6 protein-coding genes are annotated in these 16070 nt (G+C 46.5%); all 6 read left to right on the top strand.

The window, feature by feature from the left end; genetic code table 11:
• Positions 1-238 precede the first annotated feature (238 nt).
• Complete coding sequence (locus QUB12_RS23010) at positions 239-7282, top strand: S8 family serine peptidase (RefSeq protein ID WP_333308511.1); 7044 nt, start codon at positions 239-241, stop codon at positions 7280-7282.
• A gap of 357 nt (positions 7283-7639) precedes the next feature.
• Positions 7640-8701, top strand: coding sequence for a calcium-binding protein (locus tag QUB12_RS23005; protein ID WP_333142624.1), 1062 nt, complete (start codon positions 7640-7642; stop codon positions 8699-8701).
• Between the two features lie 599 nt (positions 8702-9300).
• Positions 9301-9969 (top strand): cytochrome b6, encoded by a 669-nt coding sequence (petB, locus tag QUB12_RS23000; protein WP_172190423.1) that lies wholly within the window; start codon positions 9301-9303, stop codon positions 9967-9969.
• Between the two features lie 184 nt (positions 9970-10153).
• Positions 10154-10636, top strand: a complete 483-nt coding sequence (gene petD / locus QUB12_RS22995) for a cytochrome b6-f complex subunit IV (RefSeq protein ID WP_333101767.1) — start codon at positions 10154-10156, stop codon at positions 10634-10636.
• Between the two features lie 393 nt (positions 10637-11029).
• Positions 11030-11926: an AraC family transcriptional regulator gene (locus QUB12_RS22990; RefSeq protein WP_333142622.1), complete on the top strand. Its 897-nt coding sequence runs from the start codon at positions 11030-11032 to the stop codon at positions 11924-11926.
• Between the two features lie 407 nt (positions 11927-12333).
• Positions 12334-16070 (top strand): DUF7948 domain-containing protein (locus tag QUB12_RS22985; protein ID WP_333308509.1); only part of this gene is annotated, 3737 nt, incomplete at its 3' end.

Genomic DNA, 16070 nt, shown 5'->3' with positions numbered 1-16070 from the left:
CCCGCCCGCCCTGAATATACAGTTTAAATGCGCGACAGCTTATTGAGGCGTAAGTTCTGTCGTAAAAAACCCCTGCCCGCCGGCGCTGTTACAATTCTTCATCAAATAGGGATAAATTCCGCAAGAAAATTATATTTTTAGCAATTTTTCCGCAAGAATTTACAATACAGCAGAGCTGGTGCTTTTGTAGACTTGCTCGCATCACATAAACCCGAAGTATCAGCTAGGTAAATTAATCATGTCTACTTTCAGTATTGGTACCAAGTTTCCTGCCGGCACAAGTCCCCAATCCCTCAGTGCCGAAAACTGTAATAACGATAACATCCCAGACTTAAACATCCCAGACTTAGGGATCGCCCCAACGGCTGTTTCCCTAAAGTCAATGACTCAGCTTTCCTCAAAAGCGATCGCATTTATCGATGCTGCCGTCCCCGACTGTCAAACATTAATCGACGGCGTTATCCCTGAAACCGAAGTAATTAAATTAGAAACTAACCGCAACGGCATCGAACAAATTGCCGAAGCTTTGCAGGGAAGGAAATTTTCAGTAATTCACATTATTGCCCACGGAAAGCCCGGTTGTTTGCAACTGGGGAACGTTGAATTGAGTTGGCAGAATTTGATAAATCGCGCCGACAATTTTGTCAAAACAGTTAAGATATGGGCGGGCGGGCTGACACAAAATGCCGAAATTTTGCTCTACGGGTGCAATGTTGCCAAAGGAAATATAGGTAAAGAATTTGTAAAAAACCTGAGTCAAATAACAGGAGCCAATGTTGCCGCTTCTGATAATTTAATAGGTTGTGCGGCAAAAGGCGGCGATTGGAAATTAACAGTGACAGCGGGGACAATTAAAGCTGGAATTGTATTTGTGCCCGAGGCGATCGCAGCTTACGGCCACGTTCTCAATACGTTTAGTTCTCCTAATAATTTTAATGCGGGAACCAGTCCATCCTTTGTTGCGGCTGGCGATTTCAATACCGATGGCCTCTTAGATTTAGCTGTTGCTAACCCCACCACGAATAGGGTTTCTATTTTACTGGGAAACGGTCAAGGAGGATTTAACTCTGGAACTGATTTGACTTCGGTATTTGGTCCGACCGCGATCGCAGTTGGCAATTTTAACGGCGATAACTTTTCCGACTTAGCGATAACTTCCGCACAAGGTTCGGAATTTAGCAGCATTTATATCTTTTTAGGATCTGGTAATGGCAACTTTAACAGTCCGGGATTTTTGACTGCCCTAGAAAATCCTAGCGCGATCGCTGTCGGCAATTTTAATGCTGATGATTTACTCGATATTGCCATTACTCAATCCAGTGGCAATGGTTTTGTACCTGAAGGCAATGTTGGCATTTATTTGGGAACGGGACAAGGCGGTTTTTCCACTCCTGTTACTGTGAATGTTGGGCAAAGTCCCAGCGCGATCGCTGCGGGAAATTTTAACGGCGACAATTTCCTCGATCTCGCCGTGGCCAACCGAAATTCTAATAGTGTTACCATATTATCGGCAAATGGTCAAGGTAGTTTTGGCAATCCGACTAATATTAATGTCGGTCAAAGTCCGAGTGCGATCGCAGTCGGAGATTTTAACGCTGACGGCAGATCCGATCTAGCTGTAGCCAATGCAGGCAATCAGAACGTATCAATTTTATCAGGGACAGGTCAAGGCACTTTTAGCAATCCTGCTAACTTTAATGTTGGGGCAGATCCTAATGATATTGCCGTTGGTGATTTCAACGCTGACGGTCAACCCGATTTAGCTGTAGTGAACGCCGGTTCTAATAATGTTTCAATTTTAACTGGAACCGGTCAAGGAACGTTTAACGGGCCGTTTAATTATAATAGTGGGGGAACCACTCCGAGCGCGATCGCGGTTGGAGATTTTAACTCTGATACCAGACCAGATATTGCTGTCGCAAATACCAACAGTAACAGAGTTTCAATTCTGTTGAATGTGCTATTGAAAGCAAGTTTTGGTAATTCGGCCTACAGCAGTCTTGAAGGAGACGCAGATGCGACTGTTAATATTCCTGTGACACTCGAAGACGGTTTGCGATTTACAGACTTGATTGTACCGATCGCAACTGTCTTGCCCGTTCCTCCTGCTACCTCACGAGCGACTCAAGGTTCGGATTATACTCTTTCTACTAATACTCTCACTTTTGCCGCAGGTAGTGGCAGTTCGACTCAAAATATAGCTGTCACTATCAAACCAGACAACCTTGCAGAAATGGATGAAGCAGTTGTCTTGAGTTTTGGTACGAGTCCGGGAGGGTTTGCAGGTACAATCCCTCAAACTACCCTCACAATTCCAGCCAACGATCCGATTATTTACACAGTTGCTGCTAGCGCTGGTACTGTTCCTGAAGGCAACTCCGGCACAAATCCGCTGATATTTACTGTTAGTCGCAGTGGCGGTACTGATTCAGCAGGGACTGTCGATTATGGAATAGGGGGAACTGCAACCAACGGCAGTGATTACAATATCGGCGCTACTTCGGGCGCAACAAGTACCAATGCTACTATTAATTTTGCATCGGGAGAAACATCAAAAACTGTCACCATAGATGTATTAGGTGATGCTAGCGTTGAACCAGACGAAACTATTACTGTCACTCTCTCAAATCCCGTGACATTGCCTAATGGTGGTCTTCCCAGCGGCATCTCAACAATTGGTTCTGCTAGTGCGACAACTACTATTACTAATGACGACACTGCTGGAATTGCCGTCAATCCCGATAGTGGATTAATTACAACAGAAGCAGGAGGAACAGCGACATTTACTGTCCAACTCAACTCTCAACCAACTGCTAACGTGACTGTTGGCTTAAGCAGTTCCAATGTTGCCGAGGGAACAGTTTCTACACCCTCGCTGACATTCACTCCCGCCAATTGGAGTGCGCCGCAAACTGTAACTATTAGTGGCGTTGAAGACAATATTGCTGACGGCAATCAAACTTACAATATTGTCACCGCTGCGGCTGTTAGTACAGACAGCAATTACAGCAATTTAAGTGCTGCCGATGTCAGCGTTACGAATAGCGACAACGAAACTCCCGGCATTACCGTTAATCCCGCCAGTACCACAGCAGCAGAAGGCGGTGCAACGGGAATTTATACACTTCAGCTAAATTCGCAGCCAACAGCGCCGGTAACAGTCAGCTTGGAGGGGGGGAATCAAATAAATGCGATCGCCCCCATTAGCTTCGACAGCACTAATTGGAATATTGCCCAAACTGTAACTGTGATTGCGACGGATGACACAGTTGTAGAAGGTACTCACACAGGCACAATCAATCACGCGGTAACAACTACTGACGCGAAATATAGCGGAATTGCGATCGGGGCTGTCACTGTCGCCATTACCGACAATGACACGCCAATTACATCGCCAACACCGCCAATTACATCGCCAACACCGCCAATTACATCGCCAACACCGCCAATTACATCGCCAACACCGCCAATTACATCGCCAACACCGCCAACATCGCCAACACCGCCAACATCGCCAACACCGCCAATTACATCGCCAACACCGCCAATTACATCGCCAACACCGCCAACACCGCCAACACCAACACCGCCAATTACATCGCCCACACCGCCAATTACATCACCCACACCGCCAACACCGCCAACACCACCAATTACACCGACGCCAGCCCCAATCATCATGCCGCCGGCGAAATCGGCTGGGATTACGGTCAATTTGACATCGGGATTAACCACTACAGAATCGGGAGACAAAGCAACATTTACCGTCAAACTAGATAGTCCGCCAACTGCTGATGTCAAAATTGATTTAGCAAGTTCCAATACAACAGAAGGAATCATTTCCCCAGTCTCGCTTACTTTCAATTCAACTAACTGGAATTCACCGCAAACGGTAACAGTAACAGGTGTTGATGACCTTGTAGCCGACGGGAATAAAACTTACAGCATTGTTACGACACCTGCTGTTAGCAATGACAGCAACTATTCTGGGTTAAACGCAGCCGATGTTAGCGTTACCAATAGCGACAGCGAAACCGACAACAATACAGGATTTCCGGTAGATAGCGCAACTGGCGTCGCATATAAACCGGGCGAACTGTTGGTAAAACTCAAACAAGGTCGAGGGAACGAGGCAATCCAGAGTGCTTTTCAGTTTAATGGAGCGATCGAGATCGAAAATCTAGTACCCCGAAGCGAACAGTTAAGCTCAACACCTCGCCGATTAGATCGGTGGCGAGTCGTCAAGTTTGCGACTGATGCAGACTTGTTGCAAATTCAGAGAAACTTAGCTTCAGATTTCAGAATAGAAGCCGTGCAACTGAACTATCTGGAATCTATCAACGCAGTGCCCGATGATACCCTGTTCAGCGAACTTTGGGGTTTGAATAATACAGGAGCCGATGGCGGAACAGCAGATGCCGATATTGATGCGCCGGAAGCTTGGGACACCGCAACAGGTAGCAGCAGTGTCCTCGTCGCCGTTGTGGACAGTGGCGTGGACTACAATCACGAAGACCTGGCTGCCAATATGTGGACTAACTCCGGGGAAATTGCCGGCAATGGTATTGATGATGATGGCAACGGCTACACAGATGATGTGCGCGGCTATGACTTTGCTAACAACGACAGCGATCCGATGGATGATAATGACCACGGCAGTCACGTTGCCGGCACCATCGGTGCTGTTGGCAATAACAGTCTTGGCATAACAGGCATTAATCACACCGTCAGGATCGTGCCTTTGAAATTTATCGGTGCGGGTGGCACAGGTTCGGTAGCTAATGCTGCCAGAGCCATCCGCTACGCTACTGATAAGGGTGCGGACGCAATCAACTACAGCGCTGGCGGTTATCGTCCTTCTGATTTCGACCCGCTTACAGATGTTCGGTATGATGCGATCGCAGATGCCAATGATGCTGGCATTATCTTCGTCGCAGCAGCAGGTAATGATGCGAACAATAATGACAGCAATCGCTTTTACCCTGCTAACTTCGATCTGCCCAATGTCATTTCAGTGGCGGCAACCAACCGTAATGATGGTTTGTGGAGTTCCTCCAATTTTGGAGCTACTACCGTAGACTTAGGTGCGCCCGGAAGCAGCATTTTGAGCACAGTTCCTGGTAATAACTACGATGTTTTTAGCGGAACTTCTATGGCTGCACCCCACGTAGCAGGTGCGGCGGCGCTGCTATTAGCTCAAGATCCGACCCTGACTGTCACTCAACTGAAAAATTCTCTTCTGTCAAATGTTGACCTGCTGCCTTCACTTGCAGGAAGGACTGCTACGGGAGGACGTTTAAATCTTCGCAAGGCTTTCAACCGTCCGCCAGTTGTGAATCGTTCGGTGTTTTCCCAAAGCGCGGCGCTGGGTTTTTCTCAGGCGGGAAATACCTTTACTTTAGCTGCCAATACTGACACCGATCCCGATGCGGGTGACAGCATTAATTATTCGATCGCCCTGGCAAATTCTAGCGATTTAAGTTCATCTGCATTTACCTGGAGAACCGATCTCAATGGCGGTTCCTACCGCCAACCAATTGCCGGTTCAAGTTTCCCGGAAATTCCTTTGCCTTCCTGGCTAACTTTTAATTCCGCAACTCGCACGATTAATTTAGGCCCAACTCGTCCAGGATCGTTCAATTATTGGCTGAAAGTAACGGGAACTGATGAATCTGGCGCGAGTGTTAGCGAGGTAATTCGGTTCAAGAGTTATGGCCTCGGCGGTTTTGTGATTGACGGTTATATCGCTGGCGCTACAGTCTTTTTCGACGCTAACAAGAACGGGGTACTCGATGCTAGCGAACCTTCTGCTACTACTGCGGATAACGGGGAATTCGATCTCGATCTCGACTCCAACATTTTCGACAAAAATCAAAATGGCGAACTCGATCCAGAGGAAGGCAATATTGTTGCTTTCGGCGGCATTGATACTGCTACGGGTTTGCCTTTGGAAACGCCTGTCACTGCCCCGCCTTACGCTACTGTTGTCACCTTGTTAACCAGTTTAGTAGCAGATTTAATTGACAAAGGAATTGACAGCGATCGCGCCGAATCTCTCGTCAAATCTTCTCTGTCCATTCCCGCTAATGTTGATATAACTAGCTTAGATCCGATCGCAGCTACCGAAAACGCGATCGCGGGTGGAGTAGAAACTTTGACTGCAATGGTCAAGGTACAAAACGTCATTACCCAAGCTGCTGCTTTAATAGACGGTGCGTCGATTCTGGAAAATACCGACGCCGTAAAAGCAGTTGTAAGTGCGATCGTTCAACAAATTCAATCGGGGACAACTCTCAATCTCAGCGATGCCAACCAGTTAGCAACCATTGTCGATCGCGCCGTCACAGCAGCGCAACAATTTGACTCGGATTTAAACACTCAGCAATTGTTGCAAATTGCCCCCGATGCAGCTAAGGTAATGGCCGAAGCAAATCAGCGCATTGACCAAGTTGTATCCAACACTGCAACAGCTTCAATTAACCGAGAAGTTGCCCGCGTGCAAAAAGTAGCCCTAGGCGCAACCTCTGCAGACTTAAAAGCAGTCGGTACAGGTACGAAATCGATCGCCCAAGTTATTGCCGAAAATACTGGTACTGCCTTAGATACCAAAATTCAACAAACGACATTGCCCGATACACCTGCTGTTGCGGTGATTGAAGGAGAAATAGATGCGATCGCAGCTAACTCCAATCTAATCGGTACTGACGGCGACGACAGCCTCTCCGGCGACAGCGGCAGCGATACAATGGCCGGCCAACGTGGCAATGATACTCTCAGCGGTTTGGGCGGCAACGACTGGATACACGGCAATCAAGGTAATGATTCCCTCGACGGTAGCGACGGCGATGACACTGTTTACGGCGGCAAAGAAAGCGATAATTTGTTCGGCAATAATGGCGAAGATATCCTATTTGGAAATCGCGGTCAAGATAGCTTGAGTGGAGGTGAAGGCAATGACAGTCTTTACGGCGGTCAAGCTAGCGATATTCTCCTCGGCGGTAACGGATCTGATTTTCTCAGCGGTGACAACGGCGACGACAGCTTGATAGGAGGAAATGGGAGCGATCGCTTCTTAATTTCAGCCAATTCTGGCAGCGATATCATTTTTGATTTTGCGGATGGTATCGACTTATTCGCACTTGCTGAAAATTTAAGTTTCTCGCAACTCTCTATTATCCCTAGCAACACTGCAACTTTAATCACCTTGACAGCAACTGGCGAAATTTTAGCTGCTATCAATGGTGTGACAGCTAACCAAATTACCATCGCTGATTTCATTTAAAATATTAGGGATACCGGCAAATCCTGTGTCCCTAATATTCGTTCAAAAATCAGGGATGATGCAACCTGGATGGCTCTAATTTATCGGCGTTAATCTGTGTTTATCTGCCCTAATCTGCGGTTAAGAAAAGAGAATGTATTAACCGCCTCGGACAAGGGATTGACGCTGATTCACGCAGATGAATAGAAGAGAGATAGGAATAATTCCGATGCTAACAGATTTGATATCAGGACTAAAGTCCTTACAAACTCCAAACTTCAAAATTTAAAATTGCGGGGAGGGGAACAATCCAAAATCTAAAATCCAAAATCTAAAATAGAGTGACTGTTGTGAAATAGTTTTCAGGAGGACAAATGTATGGTAGTTATATGCGGTGACAATCTCGATAATTTGCTAGCCGGTGAAATTGGCGATGATTCCCTGTGCGGGCTGGGAGGCAATGATACTCTATTTGGTTTGGCTGGTAATGACACTTTAGATGGCGGAGAAGGAAATGATAGTCTCGCAGGTGGAGTCGGTAGCGATCGCCTTTTGGGCTACTTTGGTAACGACAGTCTCAGCGGTGGCGAAGGCGATGACAAACTTGAAGGAGGTGCCGGGAATGATATTCTTGAGGGTGGCGAAGGCGCGGATTTAATCAGAGGAGAAAACAATAACGACAGTATCTTGGGATGGGCTGGCAATGACTGTCTTTACGGCGGTCAAGGCAATGATACGGCGATCGGAGGAGATGGAGACGATCTCTTGTTTGGTAGCTTCAACAACGACTTGTTAATGGGTGGCAAAGGTAACGATCGCCTGTTGGGAGAAGGTGGGAACGACACTTTAAGAGGTGACTTAGATAATGACTACATTAACGGCAATGCAGGAGACGATTTGCTTGAGGGAAATGAAGGCAGCGACACCCTGATTGGCGGGCCGGGTAATGACACCATATCGGGTTACAGCTTTTCATCAACTGGAGAACAAATCGATTATTTAATCGGGCAAAATGGAGCCGACATATTTGTTCTCGGTTCATTAAATGCCCGCCCTTACCTCTTCTATGGCGGTGAAGGTCGCCATGCCGTTATTGAGGATTTTAACCGGGTCGAAGGCGACAAAATTCAAGTTGTTGGTTTCGTACAAGATCGTAATGGTTCTAACTTCTTCTCTTACCGATTTGAATCTTATGATGACGCTATGACACGGGGAACTCGGATATTTGTCGGATCGGATTTAATCGCCGACGTTAAAAATGTTACAGATGTGAGTCTATCAGATTGCGCGATCGTTTCGACTGGGTTTACACCGCCATCGCGAGACTTTCCATCCTTCCCGTCTCTTCCTGAAATTCCCTTCCCGATACCGCCGCGTCCCACTCCTTTCTCGCCAATACTGCCAGTTTTTGTGGAAAGTTTGCTTTCTTTTCAATTGTGATAGGACTTTACGGATGGGGGCAATCACCGGCTTTTTTTACGGAAATACGCAGGTTGCCGCCAGCAGATTTTGTTAGTAAAGACTGCAGTCCTGACTACAAAACAAGATTCGATTGTACGATCGAGCCGGTTCGGGTTACTCGATCGACAATGAGGGCGTTTGGGCCCAAAAGGTAAAGTTTTACGATCGAGATGAAATTTGGCCTCTCGCGGCAAACCTGTTTCCGGCTCGGACTGCTTGCTGTAGCTCAGCCCTACCCGCATAGTAGCTTGGGCGGATGTTGAGATTCCGAAAAAAGCCTTGTAAGTGTCCAAAAAGCGATCGCGTGCGTGAAAATTGCACGGCAATTATGTTACATTTTTTATCACAGTCTGGAATTCGATCGGGCAACGCCAGCGAGTAGGGACAAGCCACCGCTTAGTTTCCCAGGGCTTGCAGGCGATCGCACAATAGAGTTCCTTTCGTCAGCTCCAAATTTAAAAAATAGCCTCAGGCATTTGCTAGTAAAAGCAAGCTGCTCGGCGCGGGGCGACAAAAAACCTTGTGGCTGCTGCCCTGAACCTCAACCACAGCAATATTCTTTTAGGAATTCTGGCTCCATGTTTTCTAAACAAATCACCGACTCAAAAACCTACCAGTGGTTTGAGGAACGCCTGGAAATTCAGGCGCTCGCCGATGACATCACTACAAAGTATGTACCCCCCCACGTCAATATTTTCTACTGCTTGGGCGGAATTACTTTAGTTTGCTTTCTGATCCAGTTTGCCACCGGCTTCGCCATGACTTTCTATTACCGTCCGACGGTAGCAGAAGCTTTTTCTTCAGTGCAATACCTGATGAATGAAGTCAACTTCGGCTGGCTGATCCGCTCCATCCACCGCTGGTCTGCCAGCATGATGGTACTGATGATGATTTTGCACACCTTCCGGGTTTATCTGACAGGCGGCTTCAAAAAGCCCCGCGAATTAACCTGGGTGACAGGAGTAATCTTGGCAGTCATCACTGTTTCTTTCGGCGTGACCGGCTATTCGCTGCCTTGGGATCAAATTGGTTACTGGGCAGTTAAAATCGTTTCCGGCGTCCCCGAAGCCATCCCGTTTGTCGGTTCTTTGATGGTTGAACTGCTGCGTGGCGGTGTCAGCGTCGGTCAAGGCACTTTGACTCGCTACTACAGCTTGCACACTTTTGTGTTGCCTTGGCTGATTGTAGTGTTCATGCTGGCTCACTTCTTGATGATTCGCAAGCAAGGTATCTCTGGCCCGTTGTAAATTTTGAGTTGTGGGGGCGGTATTTTTTTTGCCCCCCCGCTGAATTGTGAGTTGAAAATTCAGAATTCATCGCTCAAGATATTTATTTACGGCTAATACTTCCTGCGATCGCCCCGCTGATTCAGACTAACGAATACAGCGGAATGGCAGGCCCGGGTAAAACTAAAAGGAGAACACTCTCACTATGTCTATTATCAAAAAACCAGATTTGAGCGATCCCGCGCTCCGCGCTAAGCTCGCTAAGGGCATGGGTCACAACTATTACGGCGAACCAGCTTGGCCTAATGACTTGCTCTACGTTTTCCCTATAGTCATCATGGGAACGATTTCTCTGTGCGTGGGTTTGGCTGTACTAGACCCGGCTTTGGTTGGAGAACCGGCTAATCCTTTTGCTACTCCGCTGGAAATTCTGCCGGAATGGTATTTGTGGCCTGTGTTCCAACTCCTGCGCGTTTTGCCTAACAAATTGTTGGGTATTGCTTGCATGGCTGGTGTTCCCGTTGGCTTGATTTTGATTCCGTTCATCGAAAGCGTTAACAAGTTTCAAAATCCGTTCCGCCGCCCTGTTGCTACTACTGTTTTCCTCTTGGGAACTGTGTTCACTCTGTGGTTGGGTATTGGTGCTATTTTCCCGATCGACAAATCTTTCACACTGGGTCTTTTCTAAGATTTAAGTTTGCTTGATATTGACGCCTGCGGGTTTCCTGTAAAGTGCTTTTGTACTGCTGGGAAACTTTAGCGGGCGTCATTTGATTTTAGATTTTAGATTTTAGATTTTAGATTGGTGATTTTGGATTTTAGATTTTAGATGTGGGATTTTAGATGTGGGATTTATCGCTCTAAAAGTTAAGAATTATCAGTAATTAATTGTAGGCACAACGGCTGGTATGAAAAAGCCGACTATCGATCGACTCTACACCGCCCTAGAGTCAAACTCCATTAATTTTTATTGCGGAACCTTGACAAACAGAGCTAGAATATGTAACGGACTGGGTATATTTTGTATACCTGCGGGAACTTCAGAGCTCTAGAATAACAGCAACTGCCCCAGGTGCAAGCTATGTCCTCAGAGAAAGCCTTAATTCTTGATTTTGCCCAGCCAGACGCGATGAAATCGATTCTCCCGATTCCCTCAATCCTGTCGAGTCAGGGCACAAAATGGGAGGGAATTCACGTCGAATATCACCGTCAGCCAGCAGACGAAACTCCCGAACACTGTTTCCAACAACACAACATTGGGCTGATACTCAATTCAGTTACAGTAAAGGGAATACTCAACGGGAAACACTACGGTAGCGAACCGTGGCAAAGAGGAGAGATTTTCATTGGTGGTGCTGGTACTGATTTCCAGTCAGGTGCAGTCGAAGATCCTGAATTTGTCGCGATCGGGATCGACCCTACCGACTTCGACAAAACAGTTGGCGAATCGACCAATTCAAACCTCATTGAAATTATACCGCACTGGAAAATCAGCGATCCTTTGATTCTCGGCATTGGCTGGGCGCTCAAAACCGAACTCGAATCAGGTGGATTAAACGGTACTCTTTATGTCGATGCACTGAAAAACGCGCTTTCAATGCACATACTGCACCGCTATTGTGCACAAAAACCGCATAGGCGAGATTTTGAAGGCGGTCTCGATCCTGTCAAATTGCAGATTGTTATCAACTACATAAATGACTACCTAAACCGAGATTTGCACATAGCTGAAATGGCTAACTTAGTGCAGATTAGTCCTTATTATTTCAGTCGTTTGTTCAAACAATCAATTGGAGTCACGCCCCATCAATACGTCACCAAGTGCCGGATTGAGAAAGCCAAACAGTTGTTGAAAAGGCAAGATTTATCAATAACATATATCTCGGAGCAAGTCGGGTTTCACGACCAAAGTCACTTTAGCAAGACTTTCTGCAAAATCGTCGGTTTGACTCCTAAGAAATATCGCGCTCAACTTTAACAGCGATTTGTCGTTGGGTGGGGGCAGGTTTATGAGATTGTCGGTTTTAGGCAATTATTGTCGGTGAGGGGAGCCCCTACAGGAATTATATCTATTTGACCGGACATGATATTAATCCTGTAGGGGCGGGTTCACCAATATCTCTAATAGAAACGAGAAAGCCTATAAACCCTTCCTAAGCCTTTAATCGCGGTCGATCGACCCGACACGATCAGAATCTGGTTGGAAATGCAGAAAACCAGCTACAAAAACCGAGTCCGTAGCCCGTGTTACAATTTTTTATCAACAATCCGAGAAATTTCGCAAGAAAATTGTATTTTTCGTAAATTTTTCGCAAGAATTTACTATACAGCAGAGCTGGTACTTGTATATACTTACTCGCATAACATGAACCAGGGGTACCAGCTATGAGCTCTCAAAATCAACAGGCATCTTACGGTCAAATTCCCTTAAGTTTTATTGCAAATGCTGGACAAACTGACCCAAATGTGAAATTCCAGGTTAAAGGTGCTGGTCACAGCATCTTTTTTACTCCAAACGAAATTTCTTTCGTCGCTTTCCAGCCACCTAATGAACCGGGAAAGCAAGCCACAAATTCTTCAGTTGTCCGCAGCAGCTTAGCCAACAGCAACCCGAATCCCACAATTTCCGGGCTGGAACAATTGCCGGGAGTTGCTAACTTTCTTTTAGGCGAAGATTCTAGTCAATGGCAGACTAATGTGCCTACTTTTAACGGCGTTGTTTATCAAAACGTCTATCAAGGAATTGACCGCGTTTTCAAAGGCACAGAAGGACAACTTAAAAGCGAGTTTTTGGTAGCACCTTTTGCCGATCCGAGTCAAATTAAAATGAACTATAGCGGTGTTAATGACATCCGGTTGCGTGACGACGGCGCACTGATATTAGAGACACCACTAGGCGAATTAATTGATAACGCACCGATAGTTTATCAAGACATTAACGGACAGCGGGTGAATGTTCCCGCAGCTTACAATTTATTAGGAAACAATCAAGTTAATTTTAGTTTGGGATATTTTGACCCCACTCAACCCCTAGTGATTGACCCGGTTTTAGCTTACTCGACTTACTTAGGCGGCAGCGGCGATGGCATCAGCGGCAACGGCAATGATTACGCCAACCGCATCACCGTAGATAGTACAGGTGCGGCTTACATTATTGGAACTACTTTTAACAATTTTACGACTACTCCTGGTGCATACCAAACTACGCCAGCAGGTAACGCTGATTTCTTAGTTACCAAAATTAACCCCGAAGGAACTGCGTTAGTTTACTCTACTTATATCGGCGGTATTGGCAATGAATACGGTTTTGGGATTGCGGCAGACAGTCAAGGCAATACTTATTTAACCGGACAAGTCGATCCGGGTTATCCAATTACACCGGGTGCTTTTCAACCGACAGCACCTAATTACACTGCTGGGGTAACAAAACTCAATGCAGCCGGCAATGCATTAGTTTATTCTACCTTTTTAGGCACGAGCACCAGCGGCGCCCTAGGCAACGGCATTGCGGTAGACAGTAGCGGCAATGCTTATGTTACCGGACCGACAGGCGATGGTTTCCCCATCGTCGGAAATTCCTCTCAATTTTACGGAGGCGGAATTGATGCCTTTGTTGCTAAAGTTAATCCAACTGGCAGTGGTTTAGTTTACTCTACTTATATAGGCGGGAGTGCAAGAGAAGATGCTAAAGCTATTGCAGTAGACAGTGAAGGAAATACCTACATTACCGGAGTTACTTATTCTACTAACTTCCCCACTCGTGGCGCTTTGGATGGTGTTACCCCAAGAGGTGTTTATTACAAGATTTTGCAGGAGTTCAATAGCAGCAAGTTCGATTCCAGTATTAGCAGTCAAGAAGCTTTTGTGACTAGACTGAACAAGGGAGGACAGGTTGACAGTTCTACCTACTTAGGCGGTAACGGCGATGACGAAGGTGTCGATATCGCTGTAAACGGTTCTGGAAACGTCTATGTTGTCGGAACTACCAGTTCAACTGATTTTCGTACATCTCCTCTATATTTAAGTCAACTTCAAGCGGCTAATGCAGGTGGGAAAGATGCTTTCATTACCAAGATTAGCAAAGATTATTTCATTGACAACAACGGTCTTCAGCCTGCCAGTTCGGAGAGTAGTTATTCAACTTATTTGGGCGGCAGCGGAGATGACAGTGGCGTTCGCATTACTGCTGACAGTGCGGGTAATGCTTATGTGGCGGGAAACACTACTTCGACTAATTTCCCAACTAAGAATGCTATTCAAAGTGTCAGCGGTGGCGGGAAAGATGCTTTTGTCACGAAAATAAATTCATCGGGTGAAGCCTTAGTTGATTCTACTTATTTGGGTGGCAGCGGCGACGACAACGGTAGTGGTATTGCGGTGGATGCTTCGGGTGCAGTTTATGTGGCGGGATCTACTACGTCTACTAATTTGCCTACTGCGAATCCTTTGCAAGCGGCGAATGGGGGAGGTGCTTCTGATGCTTTTATTACTAAAATAATTCCTGGCGGGCCGCAGGTGAAGATTGTTGAGTCGGGCGGCAGCACGAATGTAGCAGAAAGCGGGACGACGGATGCTTATACAGTGGTGTTGACTAATCAGCCTACTGCAAATGTGGCGATCGCACTTAATACCGACACTCAAATTCAACCGATTGCTGGCATTAGTTTCACTCCAACTAACTGGTTTGTACCGCAAACAGTGACAGTCAGTGCAGTTGATGATGCAGTAGCAGAAACTTCGCCACACAGCGGCCCGATCGCCCACAGTGCTATCAGTACCGATGCTAATTATAACGGGACTACTGCAAGTTTTACAGTTAATGGCACTGCTGGCAATACCGTCAATGCTAATATTACTGATAATGACACCGCAGGCGTTAGTATTACTCCGACTAACATGACTGCGACGGAAGACGGTGCAACTGGAAGTTATACGGTTAAATTAAATACTCAACCGATCGCACCTGTTACGATTAACGTGGCTACAGGCAGTCAAATTCAACCAATTACCGCACTTACTTTTACAGCGAATAATTGGAATGTCGCTCAAACTGTGGCGGTGGCTGCTGTGGACGACAATGCAGTTGAAGGAAATCATGCAGGTACGATCGCCCATACTGCTACCAGTAACGATACTAACTATAACAGCATCACAATTGGGGCTGTTAATGTCGCCATTACCGATAACGACACCGCAGGCGTTAGCATTACTCCCACTAACACGACTGCGACGGAAGGCGGTGCAAACGGAAGTTATAGCGTTAAATTAAATAGTCAACCGATCGCACCTGTTACGATTAACTTAGCTACAGGCAGTCAAATTCAACCAATTACCGCACTTACTTTTACAGCGAATAATTGGAATGTCGCTCAAACTGTGGCGGTGGCTGCTGTGGACGACAATGCAGTTGAAGGAAATCATGCAGGTACGATCGCCCATACTGCTACCAGTAACGATACTAACTATAACAGCATCACAATTGGGGCTGTTAATGTCGCCATTACCGATAATGACACGGCAGGTTTCAGCATTGCACCTACGAACATAACTGCTACAGAAGGTGGCGCAAATGGCAGTTACAAAATCCAGCTAACTTCGGAACCGAAGGCACCGGTTACTATCAGTTTCAATACTGACAATCAACTTAATCCGATCGCCACACCTATTACTTTTGACAGCACTAACTGGAACGTTGCTCAAACTGTCAGTGTTACTGCGCTCGACGACAATGTAGCACAAGGAACCCACAGCGGCACGATTTCTCACACAGCTACGAGTAGCGATGCAAATTATAATGCGAAAGTCATTCCCAATGTGACAGCATCGATTACAGATAACGATAGTCCCGGTATTTCTCTTGTCCAATCAGGAGGCGGAACAGCTATTGCTGAAGGCGGTGCAACGGATAGCTACGGCGTACTTCTGACTACCGCACCTACTGCAAACGTCACGATTAATTTTGACACGGGCAATGAAATTAATGCGATCGCACCTGTCACTTTCACCCCGAATAATTGGAATGTGGCGCAAAATGTCACTGTTACGGCGATCGATGACAGCATAGCCCAAGGAACCCGCAGCGGCACGATCGCTCACACCTCTGTCAGTACCGATATCAAGTA

Source organism: Microcoleus sp. B7-D4 (genome assembly GCF_036705125.1).
GTDB lineage: Bacteria > Cyanobacteriota > Cyanobacteriia > Cyanobacteriales > Microcoleaceae > Microcoleus.
The sequence above is the reverse complement of the archived record's forward strand: the minus strand, read 5'-3'. Positions and strand labels throughout refer to the sequence as shown.

Coding starts and splice junctions, on each gene's coding strand:
- QUB12_RS23005 (WP_333142624.1), top strand. CDS start 7,640: ATGGTAGTTATATGCGGTGACAATCTCGATAATTTGCTAGCCGGTGAA.
- petB (WP_172190423.1), top strand. CDS start 9,301: ATGTTTTCTAAACAAATCACCGACTCAAAAACCTACCAGTGGTTTGAG.
- petD (WP_333101767.1), top strand. CDS start 10,154: ATGTCTATTATCAAAAAACCAGATTTGAGCGATCCCGCGCTCCGCGCT.
- QUB12_RS23010 (WP_333308511.1), top strand. CDS start 239: ATGTCTACTTTCAGTATTGGTACCAAGTTTCCTGCCGGCACAAGTCCC.
- QUB12_RS22990 (WP_333142622.1), top strand. CDS start 11,030: ATGTCCTCAGAGAAAGCCTTAATTCTTGATTTTGCCCAGCCAGACGCG.